This is a genomic window from Nocardia sp. NBC_01388 (genome assembly GCF_045040085.1).
Lineage (GTDB): Bacteria > Actinomycetota > Actinomycetes > Mycobacteriales > Mycobacteriaceae > Nocardia.
In genome coordinates this window covers 8576076-8597675 of the sequence record NZ_CP109553.1, presented here as the reverse complement: position 1 = coordinate 8597675, position 21600 = coordinate 8576076, and the positions used below count along the sequence as shown (strand labels likewise).

The 21600-nt window shown below is 65.2% G+C and carries 21 protein-coding genes and 1 tRNA gene; 9 read left to right on the top strand and 13 right to left on the bottom strand.

Features of this window, described 5'->3' with window-relative positions; translation table 11 throughout:
- Positions 1 to 77: 77 nt before the first annotated feature.
- From OG716_RS40585 to OG716_RS40545, 9 genes are all read right to left on the bottom strand, one after another.
- Positions 78 to 311, bottom strand: coding sequence for a hypothetical protein (locus OG716_RS40585; RefSeq protein WP_297613075.1), 234 nt, complete (start codon positions 309 to 311; stop codon positions 78 to 80).
- Positions 308 to 1243 (bottom strand): alpha/beta fold hydrolase, encoded by a 936-nt coding sequence (locus OG716_RS40580; protein ID WP_405135454.1) that lies wholly within the window; start codon positions 1241 to 1243, stop codon positions 308 to 310. Before OG716_RS40580 ends, OG716_RS40585 begins: the two co-directional genes overlap by 4 nt.
- A 66-nt stretch (positions 1244 to 1309) precedes the next feature.
- Positions 1310 to 1603, bottom strand: coding sequence for a hypothetical protein (locus OG716_RS40575; RefSeq protein WP_405135453.1), 294 nt, complete (start codon positions 1601 to 1603; stop codon positions 1310 to 1312).
- Positions 1600 to 2265, bottom strand: a complete 666-nt coding sequence (locus tag OG716_RS40570; RefSeq protein ID WP_405135452.1) for a hypothetical protein — start codon at positions 2263 to 2265, stop codon at positions 1600 to 1602. Before OG716_RS40570 ends, OG716_RS40575 begins: the two co-directional genes overlap by 4 nt.
- Positions 2266 to 2269: 4 nt before the next feature.
- Entirely contained in the window at positions 2270 to 2986 is a 717-nt protein-coding gene (locus tag OG716_RS40565; protein ID WP_405135451.1) for a hypothetical protein, read from the bottom strand.
- A gap of 109 nt (positions 2987 to 3095) precedes the next feature.
- Complete coding sequence (locus OG716_RS40560; protein ID WP_405135450.1) at positions 3096 to 4637, bottom strand: cutinase family protein; 1542 nt, start codon at positions 4635 to 4637, stop codon at positions 3096 to 3098.
- 78 nt (positions 4638 to 4715) lie between these two features.
- Positions 4716 to 5828 (bottom strand): lipase family protein, encoded by a 1113-nt coding sequence (locus OG716_RS40555; protein ID WP_405135449.1) that lies wholly within the window; start codon positions 5826 to 5828, stop codon positions 4716 to 4718.
- A complete protein-coding gene (locus OG716_RS40550) occupies positions 5825 to 7069 on the bottom strand; it encodes a cutinase family protein (RefSeq protein WP_405135448.1) in 1245 nt (414 codons plus the stop codon). Before OG716_RS40550 ends, OG716_RS40555 begins: the two co-directional genes overlap by 4 nt.
- Positions 7066 to 7863: a hypothetical protein gene (locus OG716_RS40545; RefSeq protein WP_405135447.1), complete on the bottom strand. Its 798-nt coding sequence runs from the start codon at positions 7861 to 7863 to the stop codon at positions 7066 to 7068. Before OG716_RS40545 ends, OG716_RS40550 begins: the two co-directional genes overlap by 4 nt.
- A 683-nt stretch (positions 7864 to 8546) precedes the next feature.
- Here OG716_RS40545 and OG716_RS40540 point away from each other — a divergent pair.
- The 4 genes from OG716_RS40540 (at position 8547) to OG716_RS40525 (ending at position 12365) form a co-directional block, all read left to right on the top strand.
- On the top strand, positions 8547 to 9476 hold the full coding sequence (locus OG716_RS40540; RefSeq protein WP_405135446.1) for a helix-turn-helix domain-containing protein: 930 nt from the start codon (positions 8547 to 8549) through the stop codon (positions 9474 to 9476).
- A 456-nt stretch (positions 9477 to 9932) separates the two neighbouring features.
- On the top strand, positions 9933 to 10268 hold the full coding sequence (locus OG716_RS40535; protein ID WP_405135445.1) for a hypothetical protein: 336 nt from the start codon (positions 9933 to 9935) through the stop codon (positions 10266 to 10268).
- 199 nt (positions 10269 to 10467) lie between these two features.
- Positions 10468 to 10725, top strand: coding sequence for a helix-turn-helix domain-containing protein (locus tag OG716_RS40530; RefSeq protein WP_405135444.1), 258 nt, complete (start codon positions 10468 to 10470; stop codon positions 10723 to 10725).
- A gap of 266 nt (positions 10726 to 10991) precedes the next feature.
- Complete coding sequence (locus OG716_RS40525) at positions 10992 to 12365, top strand: tyrosine-type recombinase/integrase (RefSeq protein ID WP_405135443.1); 1374 nt, start codon at positions 10992 to 10994, stop codon at positions 12363 to 12365.
- Positions 12366 to 12468: 103 nt separating this feature from the next.
- Here OG716_RS40525 and OG716_RS40520 read toward each other — a convergent pair.
- The 4 genes from OG716_RS40520 to OG716_RS40505 form a co-directional block, all read right to left on the bottom strand.
- Positions 12469 to 12543, bottom strand: a tRNA-Val gene (locus OG716_RS40520).
- A 64-nt stretch (positions 12544 to 12607) separates the two neighbouring features.
- Complete coding sequence (locus OG716_RS40515; RefSeq protein WP_355127078.1) at positions 12608 to 13072, bottom strand: peroxiredoxin; 465 nt, start codon at positions 13070 to 13072, stop codon at positions 12608 to 12610.
- An 88-nt stretch (positions 13073 to 13160) separates the two neighbouring features.
- A complete protein-coding gene (locus tag OG716_RS40510) occupies positions 13161 to 13583 on the bottom strand; it encodes a DUF3052 domain-containing protein (protein WP_327141357.1) in 423 nt (140 codons plus the stop codon).
- Between the two features lie 149 nt (positions 13584 to 13732).
- On the bottom strand, positions 13733 to 14287 hold the full coding sequence (locus OG716_RS40505; protein ID WP_405135442.1) for a hypothetical protein: 555 nt from the start codon (positions 14285 to 14287) through the stop codon (positions 13733 to 13735).
- 213 nt (positions 14288 to 14500) lie between these two features.
- Between OG716_RS40505 and aceE the strand changes: the two genes are divergently transcribed.
- The 5 genes from aceE to OG716_RS40480 all read left to right on the top strand — a co-directional run bounded on the left by aceE (position 14501) and on the right by OG716_RS40480 (position 21447).
- Positions 14501 to 17383, top strand: a complete 2883-nt coding sequence (gene aceE / locus OG716_RS40500; RefSeq protein WP_327146668.1) for a pyruvate dehydrogenase (acetyl-transferring), homodimeric type — start codon at positions 14501 to 14503, stop codon at positions 17381 to 17383.
- A 45-nt stretch (positions 17384 to 17428) separates the two neighbouring features.
- Positions 17429 to 18727, top strand: a complete 1299-nt coding sequence (locus OG716_RS40495) for a PucR family transcriptional regulator (RefSeq protein ID WP_405140264.1) — start codon at positions 17429 to 17431, stop codon at positions 18725 to 18727.
- 128 nt (positions 18728 to 18855) lie between these two features.
- Entirely contained in the window at positions 18856 to 19770 is a 915-nt protein-coding gene (locus OG716_RS40490; RefSeq protein ID WP_405135441.1) for an ACP S-malonyltransferase, read from the top strand.
- A 117-nt stretch (positions 19771 to 19887) separates the two neighbouring features.
- On the top strand, positions 19888 to 20187 hold the full coding sequence (gene acpM / locus OG716_RS40485; RefSeq protein ID WP_297616963.1) for a meromycolate extension acyl carrier protein AcpM: 300 nt from the start codon (positions 19888 to 19890) through the stop codon (positions 20185 to 20187).
- A gap of 9 nt (positions 20188 to 20196) precedes the next feature.
- Complete coding sequence (locus tag OG716_RS40480; RefSeq protein ID WP_355127080.1) at positions 20197 to 21447, top strand: KasA/KasB family beta-ketoacyl-ACP synthase; 1251 nt, start codon at positions 20197 to 20199, stop codon at positions 21445 to 21447.
- Positions 21448 to 21600: the final 153 nt, after the last annotated feature.

Genomic DNA, 21600 nt, shown 5'->3' with positions numbered 1-21600 from the left:
CCGATGACCCCGGCACCGAAGACGGCTCTGAGGAAGAGTCTTGAGAGGTGGTTCATCGGTGCCTCCTTGCGGTGTGGTCAGTGGGTGGGGAACAGTGCGGTGGCGATGCCGCTGGCCGAGCCGATGAGTACGGCGGCGAGTAGGGCTCCGGCGAATCCTTCGATTGCTTCCTCGCGGTAGATCCGGATGGCCAGCAGGCCGGCGAGGTAGATCGTGCGGGCGATGCACAGCAGCAGCACCATCCAGGCCAGATATCCCAGCAGCGGGTAGAGGTACTGGGTGACTTGTGGGGGAAGGGATTTGGCGCTCACAGCAAGTCCTCGAACCCGTCGGCTGTGGTGTCCTCGGCGCTGGTGACGAGGCGGGCGATCTCGCTGCGGTAAGCGATTTCGAGGGCTTGCAGGATGGTGTCGGCGGCGCGATCGGGTTGCGTATGCGGCAGGGAGTGCCCGGCGCCTGGTACGAGTTCGTAGTCGGCCCAGATCTTGTCGGCCAAGCGAACGGACTGGGCCGGTGGCACGATCCGGTCGCGTTCCCCCGCGATCACGAATGTGGGGAGCTGCCGGAGGGTCGCGGCAACCTCGGGGCTGAGAGCGAAATTGCTGTAGGCGCCCATCACGTCGGTCATGACCCGTGCGTCTCCGCGGTGAGCGCCGCAGACCAGGTGCGCTTTGGAGCCCAGTCGTCGGCTGACGTCGCGGAAGCGCCGTTCGGCCAGCGCAGCTGCGGCTGCGGCGACGGTGTCGAGGCGGGTGTGTCGCAGCTGTGGAAGCTTCTTGATCAGTTCGCGGTAATGCTTTGGCAGGCTGGGGAATTCGGGGAATTCGCCTGCGCCTCCGAACAGAACCATTGCTGACAAGGCGGCGGCATGTGTGGGGTGGAATTGGGCGTAAGCGGCCGCGAGCAGGGACCCGGCTGAGTGGGTGACGAGGACGACTTGGCCGGTGGCGTGCGCGAGGACGGCGTCGAGGTCGTCGACCAGGTGGCGCAGGGTGGTGGCGGTGCGGTGGTCGGGTCGGCCCGAGAGGCCGTGGCCGCGTTGGTCGTAGACGATCTGGGTGATGTCTCCGCCGAGACGGTTGTGCAGGCATTGGGTCACCGGTGCCCAGTAGTGGCCATCGCACAGCAGCCCATGGACGTAGACCACAGTCGCTGGTGCCGTCGTCGCGCCGAGTCGGGTGGCGGCGAGTGCGACGTCGTCGGATGTCGGAATGGTCAGTACGCAACGCTCGAGCGCAGTCATAGCAATGAGGTCCTCGCGAATAGAAGTCGAGACATGTTGGCCACCAGCCGTTTTGACGACGTGTGGTCATTTGGCCGTGGTGATTTGGGTCATGATGGTTCCGGCGCTGGTGGCGATGATTCCGCCGACCAGGGCGCCGAGGACGATCTTGGGGGCTTCGACAGCGCCGCCGTGCCAGCGTTCCCACGCGAACTTTCCGCCGGCGTAGATGAGGGCCGCGATTCCGGCGAGCATGACGAACCACGAGAGCCAGTTGACGATTTTGAGGATCCCTTGCGATCCCGGTGGTGCTTCGGGGGTGATGTTGACCTGTTGAGCCAGCACGCTCACAGCGTCGAGGAAAAGTTGCGCGGCGCTCATCGCGGGTTCCCTCCATCCCCGTCGTCGGTGTGAGCGCGGGTGGCGGCAATCCGCGCGGTGATAGCGGCGCCGGCTCGGTGCACGTCGATAGGCACCGCCGCGGTCAGGTTCGTCCGCCGCCGGGGCGGTACCGGATCGTTGGGTGTGTACTGCGCGAGCTCGTTGAGTTCGCAGACGATGAGTTCGTCGTGCCACTGGATCGACCAGATCGCCCCCTCCACCAGATCAGCGACGATGTGGCGATAGCGGCGGACTGCTGAGGGGACCTTGCCGGGGCGGGCAGGGGTTACCACCAGACCGAGGACCTCGATCCCGGACGGGGCGAGTCCGCCATGCCATTCGCGCAGCCGATCGGCGGCGGCGGTGAGTCCGGGGATGCAGTCGCGGGCCGCGACGATCACGCGCTGGGTGGTGCGCACCGAGGAGGGCCAGGCCAGGCCGGTGTCGGCGGAGTGTGCCCACCAACGCGCCAGCGTGGATGTACCGGCGCCTCCGTGCGCGCCGAGTACGGCGAACAGCGGTGGGTAGGGCCCGGTCGTCGGCAGCGGTGTTTGGCGGACAGGTGCCTGACGCTCGGGAGTCGGCGGGGTGATCGTCTCCGGATCCAGGCGGGCAGCTTCGGGCTGCCCTGGGTCGTGTAGGTGAATGACGTTGGTGTGCATCGGGTTATCCCTGCTTCTGGATGTTGTTGATCAGCAGTCCCGTCTCGGTGCGGCGGAGGTTGATCACCTGCAGGTAGTCGGTGCGGGTGTGGTCGGGATGCAACTCGACCAGGTGCACGTCGGCGGTGGTGTCCGCGATCGGTGTGACCGCTACGCAGTGCGTGGTCCCAGCAGGGATAGATGCGATACCTGCGGCGAGTGGTTCGACAGTGATCCCGGCGTCCGGTGCCAGCAGACGCAGCGCCGCGTCGGCAGAACGCTGCTCGTAGTACGCGTATTCGAAGGCCGCGACCACCCCCGCGACACTGGAAGTGTCACCGGGTCCCGCGGTCACGGCCGCCGCCGACAATCCCGTACACGCGCCCGTGAGCACCGCCGACTGCGGCGGGGCGGCAGCTGTCGACACCGACACCGTGGACGCGTTCGTGGAACGCATCACGGAAACAGCGACAATGATCACGGCGGTCGCGGCGACTGTGGTCAGGATCGGTGCGATCCACCGGCGCACCGCGGGGATCCGTGCGGGCCGCTCGGTCGCAGGGGTCGATGGCTCGACCTCCGGCGAATAGTCCGAATTGCTTTCGAGCCAACGCCATTCAGCATCACCGTCAAGACCGGTCGTCCCTACCGGTGCAGGCAGCGTTGTCGGTGGTGTGTCGTCGAGCCAGCCCCACTCCCTGGTGGTGCGAGTGCTGGTGTCGGTGGAGTTGTTGTGGGGCATCGAGGTTCACCTCCTGGGGGTGGTGTGGTTGGGGCCCTTCGGGGAGACGGCCCGCGAGGGACTGGTCTGGTTATCTCGGCGCTGAGACCACCGTCTGCCCCGAAGGGGTCTAGGGGGCCGGCGTGCTGGTGCCGGTCGGTGTGGGTTGCGTGGTCGCAGAAGTCGAGGAGTTCGGCGACGACAGCGGGGGCGAAGTCGTCGCTGCACTCGAAGCGGTGCTCGGCGCGGAGGTCGTCGATTGTGCAAGCGCGGTAGCAGGATTCGTCGCGGCGATGTCCTGGGCCGAGGCGGCGAACCACGCTGCGGCGGCTGCGAGCGGGGCTGTCCCGGAGGAATCGGCGGAGGCGCTGGTGTAGGAGTCGTGCCGCCCGGCCGTGTCGCTGTATTGGGTATAGGTCGCCAGGTTGTACAGGTCGCCGCCGTTGGTGACGGTGGAGGTGATCGCGGCGAACGCTTGATCGACCCACCCCAACGCGGTCTGCGGCGGAATCAGCTCCGCCACCGCGCCAACAATTTTCGTGCCCAGGGCTGCCAGAGCGGCGACCGGATCAGCCATGCCCACGGTGGCGAGTTCGGTGATAGTGCTCGTGGTGAATACCTTCTGCGCGATCGACACCACGGTGTTGAGTCCGATGCTGCCCAGCCGGAACAGAACCGAGAGTGCGTCACTGATCCCGGGCATCGGTGTGCTGGGATCAGAGGCTTCGGCCAGCCGCTGTCCCAAGGTTTTCGTCGGCTCGTAGGACAGCTGATCGAGACTGGTGCCCGACAGGTCGTCGGTGACCACCCCGACCGTGGTTTTCCACACGGTGGCCGCGAGTGCTTGCGCGATCGTGGAGATTGCTGTTATCGGGTCTTTGGTATCCGACTGCGCGGCAATGTTTTTCACTGTCTTCGTCAGTGGTGTATCACTGGAGGAGTCGCATGTCAGGTCGCCCGGGGTACAGAAGTCGGCGACCCGTCCGGCGAGCGAGCCGTATTCGACGGTGGTGTTGCTGGCGATGCCTGATCCGCCGGTGCTGGTGTCGGTCAGTTTGATCGCTGCGGTTGCGGTGCCGGAGGTACCGGGCGCGGCGGTCGGTGTCCTCTGGCCGGGGCGGCCGGGAAGTATGGAGGTGTCGGCGCGGGTGGGGTTGGCGAACAGGGCGATCCCCGCCACCTTGTCCGCGTCCACCGGGCCGGTGCCGGTGCCGACCGTGTGCGCGAACGCGGAGACTACTGCGGCGCCTTGTCCGTATCCGGCGGCGGCGATGCGTGTGTCGGGGCATCGTTGAACGACCTCCGAGGCGTTCGTGCCGAGTAGTTGTGTCGCGTCGGTCACCGCTTGCTGGTACGGGACTTCCGTTCCGTTGTCGGCGTAGCCGTATCGAATGTAGCTGCGCTGCACAGTTTTTCCGGCTTGGGCCAGCAGTGGGGTGAAGAATTGACCGAGCGCACCGGTGTCGGTGGTCGCCGCAGCGTCCGACGGTCCCTCATCGGTCCCTTGGACACCGAACACGTACAACGCGGGGCAAGTACCCTCGATCGGCACATCTGCCGTCGACAGGGCGGCGACGCCGCCACAGGCGCACAATGCCGCGATCAGGGGAGCCATTACGCGCGCGACCCCGCTGTGCTTCAGCGCGGAACGCTCTCTTTCATTGTGTGACACAGGGATTCACCTCGATTTCCTGACAATCAGTGGGACCGCGGGGGCCCGTTTCACCTCGGTGGGCCCGGTCAGGGCTGTCTATGGGCTCGGCTGTTGAGTGGGGCCGAGGTGTGAGCGGCCCAGGAAGCCGGCGAGTTCCTCAGCGACTTCTGGTGCGCTGTCGATGGCAGTGCGGAAGTGGTTGGCGTCGTATTCGCACCAGCTGACCTGCACCCCGCGCTGTTGGTACTCGGTGAACAAACTGTTACCGGACTCGATCGGGACCACGAGGTCGTTGCTGCCGTGATACAGATGCACCGGGACTGCGGGAGCTTGTGCGCCGCTTCGGCTCTCGCGCGTCAAGACGTAGCGCCAGATGGGGTCGTTCCACGGGTCCGGGCGCTCACACCAGTGCTCCAAGGGTTGGCGATATTGTTCCAGGAGTACTGCGGCGCTGAGGGTTTCGGCGTGGCGGACGACGCGCAGACCGTCTTCTGTGAGGACATGTCGCAAGGGCAGATGGTGGTAGGCGCGGGAGAGCCCGATCAGCCCGGCCAGGGCCAGGGCAGACCAGGGGCCGCGGTGGTGGAACAGCACCAGTGCGCCCGGGTCGGTCACGACCGCACCTGCGGCTATCCCCCGCAGGTCCAGTTCCGGCGCGTACTCGCGGTGCAGTTCCGCGGCCGATACCGCCGCGCGGCCGCCGTCGGCGTACCCCCACAGCACAATCGGCGCGGAGCCGGTATCCGGAGTCGGCAGCTCGGGCAGTGCGTGGGTCGCGCGAGCGAGATCGAGGACCACGTGACCGGCCGCCCGGGCAGCGAGGAAGGTGTGTGGGCCCAGGTCGGTGATGCCGAGGTTCTCACCGTCCGGGACGGTGACTGTCCACCCGCGGTCCAGGGCTGCCTGGATGTGGTCGAGGGGTTCGGCCCCGGTCACCAATTGTTGCGAGGGTGCGCATTCACCGCCGAGGCCGTGGAAGCTGGGGCTGTACACCACGATCGGCTTCGGTTCCGAGTCGGTGACCGAATTCGCGGAGATCACCGTCCCCGATGCCGGGATCAGTTCACCGCGAGAGTCGCTGGATACGTAGACGATTCGCCACGCTCGCACCGCATTGCCCAAATTTCGTACGGTGACACTTTGAGTGCGTAGGAGCTCGCCAGGGCGGCGATCGCTGCCCACGAGCAGCGGTGCGTAGAACTCGGTCATGGTCGGCTCCCGGCGATGTCGTGGGCGAGCGCGATGAACCACGCGATACCGGAGTTCATCTGGCCGCTGATGGCGTAGCCGTTGTGCCGAGCGACGGTGTCGGCGAAACGAATCAACACCGCCGGGTTGACGAGGTCACTGTTGTCAGCCACAAGCTGCCCCCAGGCGGCCGACAGTTGCCCGGCCAGCTTCGGCAGCACCCCGGCCGGATTCGACGCGGTGGCTGCGGTGATCGCGTTCCACTGTGTCGCTGCTGCGCTGACGTCCTCTGTTGTCGGGCTCGGGATGCGCGGGTCCGCGGCATCGGTCAACCGCTGCGCCAGAGTCCGGGCGGGGGTGTAGTCGACGTCGCTGCCTTGGACGTGGAAGTCGTTGAGCACGACGGTTGTCCAGGCATTGCCGAGCGCAGCCGAGAGCAGGGACTGGATCGATCCGATCGCTGCGATCGGGTCACGAAGGTCTGCCTGGGCGGCGAGTTCGGCACCCACCCGCAGTACGGCCGCGTGATCGGGTGCCGAGCACGCCAGGTCCCCGTCCACACAGATGTCGGCCACACGGCCGGTCAACGCGCCGTATCCCGCGTCCTCATCAGCGATCCCGCCGCCGGCGGAAGCCGAACTGGCGAGTTGGACTCCCGCGACAGCGGTGCCGTTACTGCCTGGTGCGGGATCTGGCACCACCTGCCCCGGCCGCCCGGGAAATACCGGTGCACCCGAGGATCGGGTCGGATCGGAATACAAGGCAATTCCTGCAATCCGGTCCGGCGGCACCGGCCCGTTGCCGGAGCCGACGGACCGAGCGAATTCCGCAACAGCTTGTGCGCCTTGGGAATAGCCGACGGCGGCAAGCATTGTGCCGGGGCATGCGGCGACCACCTGGGTCGCGGCCGCGTCTAGGCCGGTGCGCGCGGAGGCCACCGACGTCGCGTAGGGGTCCGCACCGCCGCCGGGTACCGCGCCACCGAAACCGGCGTCGTAGGCGATATAGCTGCGTTGTACGAGCGTCGGTACGGCCGCGAGCACCGGGCCCAGCAGTGCGCCGATTACTCCGGTGTCGGCAGTCGGATTGGCTGTCGGTGACGACTGCCCGGTCCCCTGGACACCGAGGAGGTAGAGGGCAGGGCACCCGGGTCCGATCGGAACTTGTTGTGCTGCCGCCGATTCTGACCCGCCGACCAGTCCGGCACTGCAAACGACGGTCATGACCACGGCTCTGGCGATCCGCAATACCGGGGTGTTCATGGTTGTCCCACCCCGACTCCGGCCCCGAATCCTGCGCCGACGGTGCCACCGGCGACCGCGCCCACGATCGCCACGGGAATCCCTGCCACGGCCGCACCGACCGCGGCACCCGCTGCGGCGCCGATCGCGGTGCCGAACACCCCGGAGGTGACCGTTCCCAGGATCGGAACAGGCACAATGGTTCCCAGTGCCGCACCGGCGATTCCGCCCACAGTGCCGCCGACGAGACCACCTATGACAGCGCCGATCGCGGCGACGGGGCCGCCCGCGATCACTGCGCCCGCTGCCCCGCCGACGCCCGCGCCGGCCAAGGTGGCACCGCTGACCCGATCCGAGCGGCCTGCCGGCACGCCGACCGAGTCCAGTGCTGTGGCCACTTGCGCTTCCGCACCGGCAGAGGTGTTGTTGATCCAGTCACGCACCTGGGTGGGCATCCAGTCCGGTGACGGGGCCTGCCATTCGCCGACGCGGATTGTGTTGTCCGGCGGCGCAATAGGTGCGACCGGCGGGACCGGTTCGGGTAGGTGCAGGTCTTGTAGTTCCACTTGTGGCGCCGGGTCCGAGGACGGCTGTGGGCGCGGTATAGCCCCATTGCGCACCTGCGGTGGTTGCTCCGGGTACTGCTGAGCGCTCTGATCGGGTGGGGCTTGCCCCTGGCTCGGCGGCGCGGGAGGCGCAGCCGGGGCGGTGGTTCCTGGTTGCGCTGGACTGGTGACGCCCGGCTGATCGGCTATCGGGTCGAGGCCCGCACCGGCGGCGATGCCCGGCCCCGACAGCATTATCGAAATCGGCACCATGCTCGCGATAACAGCGCTCCCACAGCGAGCGATCATCGGCCGCGCCGACCACGCAGACCACAAAGGTGCCTGCCGGTGACCGGGGTGAATTGAACGCACTGTTGGCCGCATATCGCAGGCCGACTTATTTCTGGGAATTTGCACGCCGAATAGACCCTTCATCAGAAATAGACGCTGTCCCGCTCGTATTCAACGAGCATTCAGGACTCGAATTGCGTAGGGCTCCTGGCTGCGACGGCGCAGCCAGGAGCGCCTACGGACACAGATCGGGAGTTACAGGAACTGGCCCGCGAGCGACAGGAGCTGGGTCACGATGTTCAGGCCGTTCGATGCGATCGCCGAACCGGCGTTCAAGTAGGACAAGATATCCAACGGATCCACGGGGTTTTCCCTTTCGTAGCGGTTGACTTGCATCACCCATCAAAACCACGAAAAGCGTTATGCGCTAGACCTTTCGGTGCTAAGGGATTTAGCAGCTAAAATTATTACTACTCCCGAAACAGCGGATACGCAGCCAGTACTTGCCCCAACTGCTAATTGAATTATTTTCCGCGTCCATGGGATCGGCCGAGTTCAGTTCGACGGCGGTGCTCGGTGCTGCAACAATCGCAACCATCCCGCAATCGGTGTGGCGAATCCCCGTTGCCGGGATGATCACGCCCTGGTAGGAACGGTCCGGAATGGGTGTTCTCAAAGGGGAGTTGAGCCGTTCAGCACAGTTAGCCATGCGATCGAACGCAACCGCAGAAGAGGGGGGAGAGGACATGGGTCCGACTCCTGAGGAAAGTGCTCGCCGGCGACCGGCACCAGGCAACAACGGTGCGGCAGATGATATCCAGATGCCCAATCTGGGCTCCTGGCTTCGACAGTTCCGCGAAGACCGTCGCCTCACCCGGCCGCAGGCAGCGGCACGCACCGATATCAGTTACGCGTACATCATCAAGATCGAGAACGGCTACGTCCCGGCCCGGGACATGATCGAACGACTCATCGCTGCCTACGGCATGGGACCAAAGGAGGCGCGTCACACTCAAGAACTGTGGGAGCCGCCTGCTGTCCTGCCCTCGCTCAGCGAACTACGCGAGCAGGTCAACACTGCGAGCCGCAACGAAGCGCTTGTACGGATGGACCGGATCGGCATGATCTGCGTCTACACCGATCCGCTGTGGAATGTGTTGTCCGCCAACGAGTCCTTCTACCGCGCGCTGCCCGGGCTGGCCGAGGCGAACGATAACGTCGCCATGTGGTTCTTCCAGGCCCTCAAGAACTCGCGCCCGGCCACGAGCGTGACACTCGAGTGGGAGAAGGAGGCGCGATTCCATGTGGCGATCCTCCGCGGCGCCTTCGGTCTCTACCGGACCAGCCCCCGGGCGAGAGAGCTGTTCGACCACCTCAAACGTGATCGCGACTTCCGGCGCATCTGGAACAGCGGCCTGAACGTCGCCTACGCACGCCAGCCCAACGAGCTCGCTCACCTGCGCGACCCGGCCACAGGCGAGCCGTACTCCATCAGTATCGACATCTCCGAACTCGCCGATACCCGCGATATCCGCGTTTGCCAGGCATTCAGGCAGCCCCACACCTGGCCGATCGAGTCGCCCCGGTATTAGCAGCTCATACGCGCAATAGGAGATTGTGTCTCGCATCACAAAATTCGAATGCGAGGCATAGTGGCAATCGACTATCTGTGTCGGCAGCAAACTCTCGATCGCGTCATCCGAGAGCCGCATGTCCACCGAAGTTCGCCAGTCCGCCACATGGACACAATTTGATCAACATGTGTGGCGGACTCCGGCGGCAGGTGCGGACAGTATTCAAGGAACAACACGGCCTTAGTGCTTCTGTCTCCGAGTGCAATTCAACTCCGCAAAGAGCATGCTTTCGGGCCGCACCAGCCGCAGCACTCCCGCCTCAGCAGCCCCCTGTGGTGGGTTGGGCAATTTGTGACTGGGAAGCCGGTTGGGTGTAGCTCGTCCGTCGGGAGCGCCTGAGCTGCGGGAACGGGTTTGGGGCTGTTGCGGTGGTCGGTGGTGGCTTATCGTCGGCGCGGGGGTTCGGAGGCGGCGATGGGCTCGTGGCTAGAGGAGTTGCAGCGGCGGGAAGCTGGTGTGCGGGAATGGGCCGAGGGTTTTCGTGAGCGGATCGCGGAGCTGACCGAGCAGCCGTCGGCGCAGGAGCGACTGTTGTCGCGGTTGAAGGTCACGAGGGAAACGACTATCGAGATCCTCGGTGCGACAAGTGATCTCGGCGAGGTTGCGGTGTCAGAGGAGACCAGTGTGGATTCGCAGGAACCTGAGTTCGAGTCCGGGAGTGGGTCACCGATCGGGGTGGTGCTGGTGCCGCAGCGCGGGCCGGGGATGGAGGTGTCGGTGCTGCCGGAGGACTATCGGTGTTTCCGCTGAAGCTTCTCTTACGTAGGGCCAGCGCCGCGAACGGGACTGGTGTGATCACCGCGTGACAGCGCGGGCGGCTTCGTGAATTCCGCCGAGCGACAACCTTTCCCCGTCTGCAGCAGGTCAGGTCAAACGTCACTGACAGAATAGGGCGGTATCCTGAAGGTCGCGAGGGACTGACCGGGCAACAAGCCTGTCAGGAGCTTTCATGTCCGAACATCCTCGTATTCCACGCGATGCCACCGACACGGGTGCGGGAGAAGCGTTGCGACGCCTGCTGGTCGAGCCGACGATATCGATCCCTGATGCGGCCAGGCTCCTCGGGATCGGACGTTCCACCGTCTATGCCGCAGTCAAATCCGGTGAGCTGCCCGCTATTCGGGTCGGCCACCGAGTGCGCATTCCGTCCAAATGGATTCGCGAGGCACTGCGGGTCGATGACGAACCGGACATTGGCGCACGGTAGAGCTTCCGCGACTGGCCGGCGCAGCGTTCCGCAGTCCGCCGCCGCGCTCGTTTACCACATAGCGCAGACCCTGCGTCTGGACAACTGGCGGCCATCGCTTCGTCGGCAGTGGCGTCATGACCACCGGTCTCGTACCGGCACAGCTGCATTGATCTGAATCCAAAAACGGGAAGTGTCCATCCCCCGCGTGTCCTTGTTGTAACCGCGAGCACCAGGCCATCCGGCTACGGGCTCACCCTCGACCAGATCGAAACGGAGTTGAACAGATGAGCCCCAACACCGACAAGGCGCAGCCCTCGCGCCGTTCCGAGCCCATCGACGTGCGCACATCCAAGAACGGCGTGAAGTCCTATCACTTCTTGGTCGATGTCGGGCTCAAGGCGGACGGCACCCGCGACCGTCGCCGGTTCACCTACGACACCAAAACCGAAGCGCGGCGGGAATATCGGCGCATCACCACCGAGGTCGCCGAAGGCCGCTACGTCGCGCCGACCAAGACCACCGTGGGCGCGCACATCAAGGCCTGGCTGGATGGTCGGCGCGATGTCCGCCGGGTGACCGTTGAGGGCTACCGGCACGCTCTCAAGCCCGTGGTGGACAGGCTTGGTGAGCTGCCGCTCCAGCAGCTCACCAAGAAGCACGTGGACGACCTCGTGACGTGGCGCCTCACAGAGGGGCGTGGCGGCAAGGCTCCGACCAACGACGCTGTGACGGCGGTGCTGGCGTTCGTCGCCGCGCACCCTGACGGCGTGCGCTACGCGCAGGTGACCGAGAAGTTCGGCGAGAAGGCCGGGCGGTACCTGGACCGGTTGCGCAACTCAGGCATGGTGGTTCGGCCGAAGCGCGGCATCTACGCACTCGCCCCCGACACCACAGCGCCGCGCGCATCGCAGGGCGTGTCCGCCCGCACCGTCACCACCATGCTGATCCAACTCTCGGCCGCGCTCGATGACGCGATGAATCAGGGCCTGGTGACCCGCAACGTCGCCCGACTGGTGAAGCGGCCCGATGTCGCTGACACCGAGATGCAGTTCTGGACGCGGGAGCAGAGCCGCGCCTTCCGGGAGCACGTCCGTGAGCATCGCCTCTACGCGCTGTTCCTGCTGTCGCTGTGTGGGCTGCGGCGCTCGGAAATCATGGGGCTGCGGTGGTCTCGTATTGGGGGCAACACTTTGCACATCCGCCGGGGCCGGGTAGCCGTCGGCAAGGACGTAGAAGAGGACGACCCGAAGTCGCGGCGGTCCCGCCGCAGCCTGCCGCTCCCAGCCGACGTGGTGAAGGCTCTCGGCCGGTTGAAGATTGCGCAGAAGGCCGAAGCGCTGGCCTTGGGGCAGCAGTGGACCGACGAACGTCTCCTCGCCGTGCACGAGGATGGCGAGGAGATTCGGCCGGAGTGGTACACCGACGAGTTCCAGCGCCAGGCGAAAGCGGCCGGGCTGCCGGTGATCCGGCTGCACGACACCCGGCACACTGCCGCGACCATCCTGATTGATTCGGGTGCATCGATCATCGCCGTGGCGAAGTGGCTCGGCCATGATCCGGCGGTACTCGCACGGGTCTACGCCCATGTGCGGCCCGAGATTCTCGAAGCGACCGGCACGGCCCTGTTCGGCGGGGACACCGAGGCGACCGGCGCTTAGCTCGACCGTCTGTTGGAACACTGTTGGAACCCTGGCCCGTTTCAGGCCGCTGGCAGGAACACTGCCAGATGATCAGAAATAGCCTCTGACCTGGGCTTGAACATGGTGGGCGCAGTAGGGATCGAACCTACGACCGCTGGTGTGTAAAACCAGAGCTCTACCACTGAGCTATGTGCCCGAGATTCCGGCGGGAGGCCGGGATCCGGATGTTGCCGCCGGGACCGCAGTCCGGGGGCAACGGGTTATGAATCTAGCGCGGCCAAGGCTTTCTCCCAAGCCTGCTGGTCACGGGCTTCTCCGGGGCCGTTCATTTCGGCGAAACGGATGATTCCGTCCTTGTCTATGACGAAGGTGCCGCGGTTGGGGTAGCCGGATTTTTCGTTGAAGACGCCGTACGAGGTGGCTACCTCGCCGTGCGGCCAGAAATCGGAGAGCAGGGGGAAGGTGTAGCCCTGTTCGGCCGCCCAGATCTTGTGGGTGGGCGGGGGACCTACCGAGATGGCAAGGATCTCTGCACTGTCGTTCTGGAACTTGGGAAGTTCATCGCGGACCTTGCAGAGCTCGCCTTGGCAGATACCGGTGAAGGCCAAGGGGTAGAAGACAACCAGAACGTTCTTCTCACCGCGGTAGCTGGAGAGGGAGACGTCCTGATTGTTCTGGTCCTTCAGTGTGAAGTCCGGTGCGACCGTGCCGACCTCTAGGGGCATGCAAACCTCAATCCTGTCAGGGCATTCGTGGACGGCGCATCACAGCGTGATGCGCCGTCCATATCGAAAACCTTAGCGAAGACGCGGGTTAGCGCTGCTTCGAGGGCGTCTTGGGTTGCACCAGGCGGGAGCCGGACCAGTCACCGAGGCTGATCGACGAGGTCTGGGTCAAACCGGCCGGGGTTGCGGATTCGGCGATTTCCGCCGGATCAACATGCCCGCTCTGGCCGGTCTTGGGTGTCAAAACCCAGACAATGCCTTCATCCGACAACGGAGTAATGACGTTGAGGAGCTCGTCGACAAGGTCGCCGTCTCCGTCACGCCACCAGAGCAGCACGACATCGACCACCTCATCAGTGTCCTCATCGAGCATCTCCGAGCCGATGGCTTCTTCCACGGCGGCTCGCAAGCCGTCGTCGGTATCCTCGTCCCAGCCCAGCTCCTGAATCACCAGTCCGTGAGTAATGCCAAGCTTCTGAGCGTAGTTCTGCGCGTCCGCCGCGGCGACCACGGTGGCGTCCTCCTCAACTCCAGACAATAGGTAGATGCAAGCGAACATGGTTCTTGCTCTCAGCGCAAGCTGATCGAACGAATTCGCAAGCTAAATGTCGTATGTGCGACGCGCCGCCGGCTCGGCGCGAGGCCCCCCGCGACCCCGGCTCACTTCGCCGGGCACGCCCCGCGAACCGCGTTCAAAGCGTCGTTGACCTTGTGACTCGCATCATTCAGCGGTCCGACGGGCGAGGTGCTCGCCATCTTCTGGACCTCCGCCGAGAGCCCCCGGGCGGCCGTCACATAATCCGTGAATTTTTGTGCGAGGTCTGTCGGCAAGTCGGGGCCGGAAGCGCCCACTCGGGTCTCGACGGTCTTCGCCGCGTCCTCCAGAGCGCCCGCGGCGGCGTCCCGCTTGGCGGTCTGGTCGCCGGTATTGCCGTCGTGCGCGTCGACGAAATCGTTGTAGCGATCCACCGCCGTGCCCGTGGTCGCGCGGAACGGGTCGCAATTGTCGGCAATCGCCTTCGTCTGCGCGGCGGCCGCTTTCGCGGCGGCGGCTGCGGCGGAAGAGGTGGCCGCTTCCGCGCGATACGAAGTCGCGTCGGCCTGATTCACCGTCGGCGTACCCTCGACAGTGCTGGCGCAACCTGCGATAACCAGGCCCAGCCCCACCGCCGCGGCCGCGCCCGCCAATCCGAACCCACGTGGGTTCAGTTTCATCGTCCTCCCCGTTCCTGCCTCGGCCGGTTCCCTGAAGAACCGTACTGGATCAGCGGCTGACATGATGACCCATGACGCACCATGCACAAGGATGTGAGGTGCGCCGCAAACCAATCGTTACGGGTATGCCGCCTACCAGCGACAACCCGGGGTAATGGCACTTATCAGATGTCTCATCCCTGTGTACGAGGAGCAAACGTCTTGACCGACCTGATGCACCCGATTTCTTCGCCGAGTCCCACAAACGGCCCGGCACGCAACCTCCCGGCAGGGGGCCGGGTTCGAGTGATTCGCGAGGGGGTGGCGTCATACCTGCCGGACATCGATCCGGAAGAAACCAGCGAGTGGCTCGACTCCTTCGACGAAATGCTCGAACGCGAAGGCCCCGGCCGCGCGCGCTACCTGATGCTGCGCATGCTGGAACGCGCCGGCGAACGCCACGTCGCGATTCCGGCGCTCACCTCCACCGACTACGTCAACACCATCCCCACCGAGAACGAACCCTGGTTCCCGGGCGATGAGGAGACCGAGCGCCGCTACCGCGCCTACATCCGCTGGAATGCCGCGGTCATGGTGCACCGCGCGCAGCGGCCCGGAGTCGGTGTGGGTGGCCATATTTCGACCTACGCGTCGTCATCCGCCCTGTACGAGGTGGGTTTCAACCACTTCTTCCGCGGTAAGGATCATGTGGGCGGTGGCGACCAGGTCTACATCCAGGGTCACGCCTCCCCCGGCATCTACGCCCGCGCGTATCTCGAAGGCCGCCTGACCGAAGACCAGATGGACGGGTTCCGCCAGGAGTACTCCCACGGCGGCCCCGGCAAGGGTCTCTCGTCCTACCCGCACCCGCGGCTCATGCCGGACTTCTGGGAATTCCCCACGGTCTCCATGGGTTTGGGCCCGATGAACGCCATCTACCAGGCGCGCTTCAACCACTACCTGAATGATCGCGGCATCAAGGACACCTCCGATCAGCATGTGTGGGCGTTCCTCGGCGACGGCGAGATGGACGAGCCGGAATCGCGCGGCCTGATCCAGGTCGCCGCGAACGAGGGCCTGGACAATCTGACCTTCGTCATCAATGCCAATCTGCAGCGCCTGGACGGCCCGGTGCGCGGCAACGGCAAGATCATCCAGGAACTGGAGTCGTTCTTCCGCGGCGCCGGCTGGAACGTCATCAAGGTGGTCTGGGGCCGCGAGTGGGACTCGCTGCTGCAGGCCGATCGCGACGGCGCTCTGGTCAACCTGATGAACTCCACACCCGACGGCGACTACCAGACGTACAAGGCCAATGACGGTGCATACGTGCGCGAGCACTTCTTCGGCCGCGACCCGCGGACCAAGGAGCTCGTGAAGGGCTTGTCGGACAACGACATCTGGAACCTCAAGCGCGGCGGCCACGACTACCGCAAGATCTACGCGGCCTACGCGGCGGCCATGGCGCACAAGGGACAGCCGACGGTCATCATCGCCAAGACCATCAAGGGCTACGGCCTGGGCAAGCACTTCGAAGCCCGCAATGCCACGCACCAGATGAAGAAGATGACCCTGGACGACCTCAAGGCCTTCCGCGATGTGCAGCGCATTCCGATCAGCGATGCCGATCTCGAGAAGAATCCCTACCTGCCCCCGTACTACCACCCGGGCATGGACGCGCCGGAGATCCAGTACATGATGGGCCGGCGCGCGAACCTGGGCGGTTTCGTCCCCGAACGACGTACTGCAGCAAAGCCTCTGCAACTTCCGGGCGACGAGGCCTACCGCAGCGTCCGCAAGGGCTCGGGCAAGCAGAGCATCGCGACCACGATGGCCTTCGTGCGCCTCATGAAGGACCTGTTGCGGGACAAGGAAATCGGCAAGCGCATCGTGCCGATCATCCCGGACGAGGCCCGTACCTTCGGTATGGACTCGTGGTTCCCTTCGTTGAAGATCTACAACCGTAACGGTCAGTTGTACACATCCGTCGACGCCGAGTTGATGCTTGCCTACAAAGAGTCGGCCACCGGACAGATCCTGCACGAGGGCATCAACGAGGCCGGTTCCACCGCATCCTTCACCGCGGTGGGCACCTCGTACTCCACGCACGGCGAGCCGATGATCCCGCTCTACATCTTCTATTCGATGTTCGGATTCCAGCGCACCGGTGACGGTCTCTGGGCCGCCGCGGATCAGATGGCACGCGGATTCGTACTCGGAGCTACCGCCGGGCGAACCACACTGACCGGTGAGGGCCTGCAGCACAACGACGGTCACTCGCTGCTGCTGGCGTCCACCAATCCGGCGTGTGTCCCCTACGATCCGGCGTTCGCCTTCGAAATCGCCCACATCGTGCGGGACGGCCTGCGCCGGATGTACGGCGGCGGCGTCGGCACCACCGGTTATCAGGAGGCCCTGCCGGGCACCGATCCCGAGGCGCATTCGGTGCACCACGAGTTCGGCGGCGAGGACATCTTCTACTACATCACCCTCTACAACGAGCCCCAGCAGCAGCCGACCGAGCCGGAGAACCTCGATGTGGAGGGCCTGCTCAAGGGCATCTACCTCTACAAGCGCGGTGGCGAGGGCCAGGTGCGCGCGCAGATCCTGGTGGCGGGCGTGACGATGCCCGACGGTCTGCTCGCACAGCAGATGCTGGCCGACGAGTGGGGTGTGCAGGCGGACGTGTGGTCGGTGACCTCATGGGGTGAGCTCCGAAAGGACGCTCTCGCCAAGGAGATCGCCAAGCTGCACCACCCGGATGTCGATCCGGGCCTGCCGTACGTCACCAAGGCACTCGGCACGGCGGGACCGGCCTCGGGCCCGTTCGTGGCCGCCTCGGACTGGATGCGTGCGGTGCCGGATCAGATCCGCCAGTGGGTTCCGGGCACGTTCATCTCGCTCGGCACCGACGGTTTCGGATTCTCCGACACGCGTCCGGCGGCGCGCCGCGTTTTCAATGTCGATGCGGCGTCCATCGTGGTCGCGGCACTCGCCGGTCTGGCCGAAGCCGGAACGATCGACCAGGCCAAGCTGGTCGAGGCCGCTGCCCGCTACCGCATCGACGACGTCAACGCCGCGCCGAAGGCGGCACCCGGTACCGAAGGTGGCGACGCATAACGCACCATAAGCACTGTGGAACGTAAACCGCCGAGGCCGCGCCGGATCAACGAAGGCTCCTCAGAACACGAGGTCTACCTTCCCACCGGCGCGCTCTCGCCGAATCGGCAGACACGCGACCCACTACCGGACACCCTCCTCAAGCGGGTGAAGCAGTTCTCGGGTCGCCTGTCCACCGAGGCGGTCTCCTCGATGCAGGAGCGGTTGCCGTTCTTCGCCAATCTGGATGCCGCCCAACGGGCCGGTGTCCAGATGCTGGTGCAGACGGCGGTGGTGAACTTCCTGGAGTGGTTGCAGGATCCGGAGAGCGACATCAGGTTCAGTCTCGATGCGTTCCAAGTGATTCCGGACGATCTGGCGCGGCGCCTGACGCTGCGCCAGACCGTCGACATGGTCCGGGTGGCCATGGAGTTCTTCGAACAGTGGCTGCCGGCGCTGGCGCGCAACGACCGGCAGCTGGTGGCGCTCACCGAGGCGGTGCTGCGATACGGGCGTGAGCTCGGTTTCGCGGCCGCCTCGGTGTACGCCAGCGCCGCCGAATCGCGCGGCGCCTGGGATACCCGGCTGGAGGCCCTGGTCGTCGACGCCGTGGTGCGCGGCGATACCGGTCCCGAAATGCTTTCGCGCGCCGCGACTCTCAATTGGGATGCCAGCGCGCCCGCCACCGTACTGATCGGCACTCCCCCGAAAGATCAAGTGGCAGTGGTCGGTTCGGTGCACTCGGTGGCAGCCCGACACGGCCGCAACGCACTTGCCGTGGTGCAGGGTTCCCGCCTGGTGATGGTTGTCAGCGGCCATCTGGGCGACACTCTGTATCCCTCACCGTTCCTGGCCGATCTGCTCAGCGAGGCCTTCTCCGACGGTCCCGTGGTGATCGGCCCGACCACCCGCACCCTCGGTGTCGCACACATCAGTTCGGTGGAGGCGATGGCCGGAATGGAGGCGGTGGTGGGCTGGCGCAGCGCGCCGCGCCCGGTGCACGCGACGGAATTGCTGCCCGAACGAGCACTGCTCGGAGATCGTGCCGCGGTAACCGCCCTCAACGAATTGCTTGTGCTACCGTTGGCCGCTGCTGCGGGCGAGCTGTCCAATACTTTGGAGGCTTACCTGGACTGCGGCGGGGCCGTCGAGACCTGTGCGCGGCAACTGTACGTTCATCCAAACACCGTCCGGTATCGGTTGAAGCGCATCGCCGACATCACGGGCCGGGATCCGATGAATCCGCGCGATGCCTACGTGTTACGAATCGCCTCCACTATAGGAAGGCTGACTCGAACACGTAACGAATCGCACACTTCAGCCCCAGATGTTGCGTCCGTCACAGATCCCAAGGACGGGCTGTAACGCAATTCGCGAACCGGACGATCGGCTCGACTCACTTGCCCTTTTGTGGACACCTCACAAAAGACCCCCCAAAGCTTCATTCGCGCCGACATCTCGTGAGAGCGCCCTCACAGTGTTGTCTTAGAGACGTGATCGCGTTGCTTGCCCCAGGACAGGGGTCTCAGACACCCGGCATGCTCACCCCTTGGCTCGAACTGCCCGGCGCGGCTGATCGAATCGCGTTGTGGTCGAAGGCCTCGGGACTGGACCTGCTGAGGTTGGGTACCACCGCTACGGCCGAGGAGATCACCGATACGTCGGTGACCCAGCCTCTGGTCGTGGCGGCCGCACTGCTGGCGTTCGCGGAAATCCCCCCGGATGCACTTCCCGCGGATACGATCGTCGCCGGACACTCGGTCGGTGAACTCGCCGCCGCTGCCATCGCCGGAGTCATCTCCCCTGATGACGCGGTGGCCCTGGCTGCACTCCGTGGCGCGGAGATGGCCAAGGCATGCGCACTCGAGCCGACCGGTATGTCGGCGGTGCTCGGCGGTGACGAAGCCGCCGTGCTCGCCCGGCTCGAGGAACTCGGCCTGATCCCGGCCAACCGCAACGCGGTCGGCCAGATCGTGGCGGCGGGTAGGCTGGACGCGCTCGCGGAACTCGCGAGCAACCCGCCCGAAAAGGCTCGTGTCCGAGCCCTTCCGGTCGCCGGCGCCTTCCATACCGCGTTCATGGCACCTGCCCAGGACGCGGTGGCGGAGGCTATCGCCAGGATCGCTCCCAGCGAGCCGATCCGGGTATTGCTGTCGAATTTCGACGGTAAGCCGGTCACCTCCGGCCAGGATGCGGTAGACAAGCTTGCTGCCCAGGTCACCCGGCCCGTGCGCTGGGACCTGTGCACCGAATCCATTCGTACGGCGGGAGTTTCCGCAGTGGCAGAGTTGCCACCGGCGGGAACCTTGGTCGGCATTGCCAAGCGGGAGCTCAAGGGCACCCCGAATCTGGCGCTGAAGACCCCGTCGGACCTCCCCGCGCTGGCCGAACTCACCACCACGGACTAGCTTGACTCGCGGTCTTGCTTCGTCAACGGCGACGGGCACGGTGACTTTCCAGTGACCGGACCGCAAGCACCAGAAAAATCCCAACCATCGACATGAATTAAGAAGGGAGCCACCACAGTGGCCGCTCTGACCCAGGAACAGATCGTCGAAGAGCTCGGCAAGATCATCGAAGAGGTGACCGGTATCGAGCCCTCCGAGGTGACCATCGAGAAGTCCTTCGTCGACGACCTGGACATCGACTCGCTGTCGATGGTCGAGATCGCCGTTCAGACCGAGGACAAGTACGGCGTCAAGATCCCGGACGAGGATCTGGCGAGCCTGAAGACCGTCGGCGACGCGGTGTCGTACATCCAGAAGCTCGAGGCCGAGAACGCCGAGGCCGCCGAAGCCATGAAGTCCAAGTTCGGAAACGAGTAGGACCGACCTGTGACCACTCCTTCCACCTTGAATGGGAACTTCCCCAACGTCGTCGTCACCAGCATGGCGGCGACCACGTCGATCGCTGGTGACGTCGATGCGACGTGGAAGGGCCTCCTCAACGGCGAGAGCGGCATCGACGTTCTCGAAGACGATTTCATCGCGGAGTACGACCTTCCGGTTCGCATCGGCGGACACCTGAAGGTCGCGCCGGACACGCTGCTCACTCGGGTCGAGTGCCGGCGGATGGCTTACGTCGAGCAGCTCGCGACCGTTCTCGGTCGCGAGGTGTGGAAGAACGCCGGTTCTCCGGAGGTCGACCCGCTGCGTCTGGGTGTCGCTATCGGCACCGGTCTCGGCGGCGGCGACGCGCTCATCGATTCGGTCGACAAGCTGAAGAACGGTGGCTATCGCAAGATTTCGCCGCTGGCTGTTCAGATGGTCATGCCGAACGGTCCGTCGGCGGTTGTCGGTCTCGAGCTCAAGGCCCGGGCAGGAGTGATCACTCCGGTCTCGGCGTGTTCGTCGGGTTCCGAGGCAATCGCCAATGCGTGGCGCATGATCGTCATGGGTGACGCGGATATCGTTGTCACCGGTGGCGTCGAGGGCTTCATCGATGCGGTGCCGATCGCGGCATTCTCGATGATGCGCGCGATGAGCACCCGCAACGACGATCCGAAGGGCGCCTCGCGTCCCTTCGACAAGGATCGTGACGGCTTCGTCTTCGGCGAAGCGGGCGCGCTCATGGTCATCGAGACCGAGGAGCACGCCAAGGCTCGTGGCGCCACGATCCACGCTCGATTGCTGGGCGCGGGCATCACTTCCGATGGTTTCCACCTGGTCGCTCCCGATCCCACGGGTGACGGTGCGGCGCGTGCGATGACACGGGCGATGCAGACTGCCGGTCTGACCAAGCAGGACATCACCCACATCAACGCCCATGCGACTGCCACCCCTATCGGTGACGCCGCGGAAGCGAACGCGATCATCAAGGCCGTGGGCAACCACGCCTCGATCTACGCACCGAAGTCCGCCCTGGGCCACTCGATCGGCGCCGTCGGCGCGCTCGAGTCGGTACTCACGGTTCTGGCGATTCGGGACGGCATCGTCCCCCCGACGCTGAATCTGGAGAACCAGGATCCGGAGATCGACCTTGATGTCGTGCACGGCGAGGCTCGCCGTCAGGACATCCAGTACGCGATCAACAACTCGTTCGGTTTCGGTGGGCACAATGTCGCGCTCGCCTTCGGCCGGTACTGACGCACTGATGAACTAACAGGTTCACCATCAGCGCCGGTTTGTAAGACAGGTGGTCCCGGCGGGGACTCGGATCGAGAACCCGCACCCCTCTGGGTTCTCCAGCAGAATCCCCGCCGGGACTTCGACATTGGCAGCCGCTCTCTAGCGACCGCA

Coding starts and splice junctions, on each gene's coding strand:
- OG716_RS40525 (WP_405135443.1), top strand. CDS start 10,992: ATGAGCCCCAACACCGACAAGGCGCAGCCCTCGCGCCGTTCCGAGCCC.
- aceE (WP_327146668.1), top strand. CDS start 14,501: ATGCACCCGATTTCTTCGCCGAGTCCCACAAACGGCCCGGCACGCAAC.
- OG716_RS40550 (WP_405135448.1), bottom strand. CDS start 7,069: ATGAACACCCCGGTATTGCGGATCGCCAGAGCCGTGGTCATGACCGTC.
- OG716_RS40540 (WP_405135446.1), top strand. CDS start 8,547: ATGGGTGTTCTCAAAGGGGAGTTGAGCCGTTCAGCACAGTTAGCCATG.
- OG716_RS40555 (WP_405135449.1), bottom strand. CDS start 5,828: ATGACCGAGTTCTACGCACCGCTGCTCGTGGGCAGCGATCGCCGCCCT.
- OG716_RS40530 (WP_405135444.1), top strand. CDS start 10,468: ATGTCCGAACATCCTCGTATTCCACGCGATGCCACCGACACGGGTGCG.
- OG716_RS40565 (WP_405135451.1), bottom strand. CDS start 2,986: ATGCCCCACAACAACTCCACCGACACCAGCACTCGCACCACCAGGGAG.
- OG716_RS40505 (WP_405135442.1), bottom strand. CDS start 14,287: ATGAAACTGAACCCACGTGGGTTCGGATTGGCGGGCGCGGCCGCGGCG.
- OG716_RS40515 (WP_355127078.1), bottom strand. CDS start 13,072: ATGCCCCTAGAGGTCGGCACGGTCGCACCGGACTTCACACTGAAGGAC.
- OG716_RS40570 (WP_405135452.1), bottom strand. CDS start 2,265: ATGCACACCAACGTCATTCACCTACACGACCCAGGGCAGCCCGAAGCT.
- OG716_RS40535 (WP_405135445.1), top strand. CDS start 9,933: ATGGGCTCGTGGCTAGAGGAGTTGCAGCGGCGGGAAGCTGGTGTGCGG.
- OG716_RS40575 (WP_405135453.1), bottom strand. CDS start 1,603: ATGAGCGCCGCGCAACTTTTCCTCGACGCTGTGAGCGTGCTGGCTCAA.
- OG716_RS40580 (WP_405135454.1), bottom strand. CDS start 1,243: ATGACTGCGCTCGAGCGTTGCGTACTGACCATTCCGACATCCGACGAC.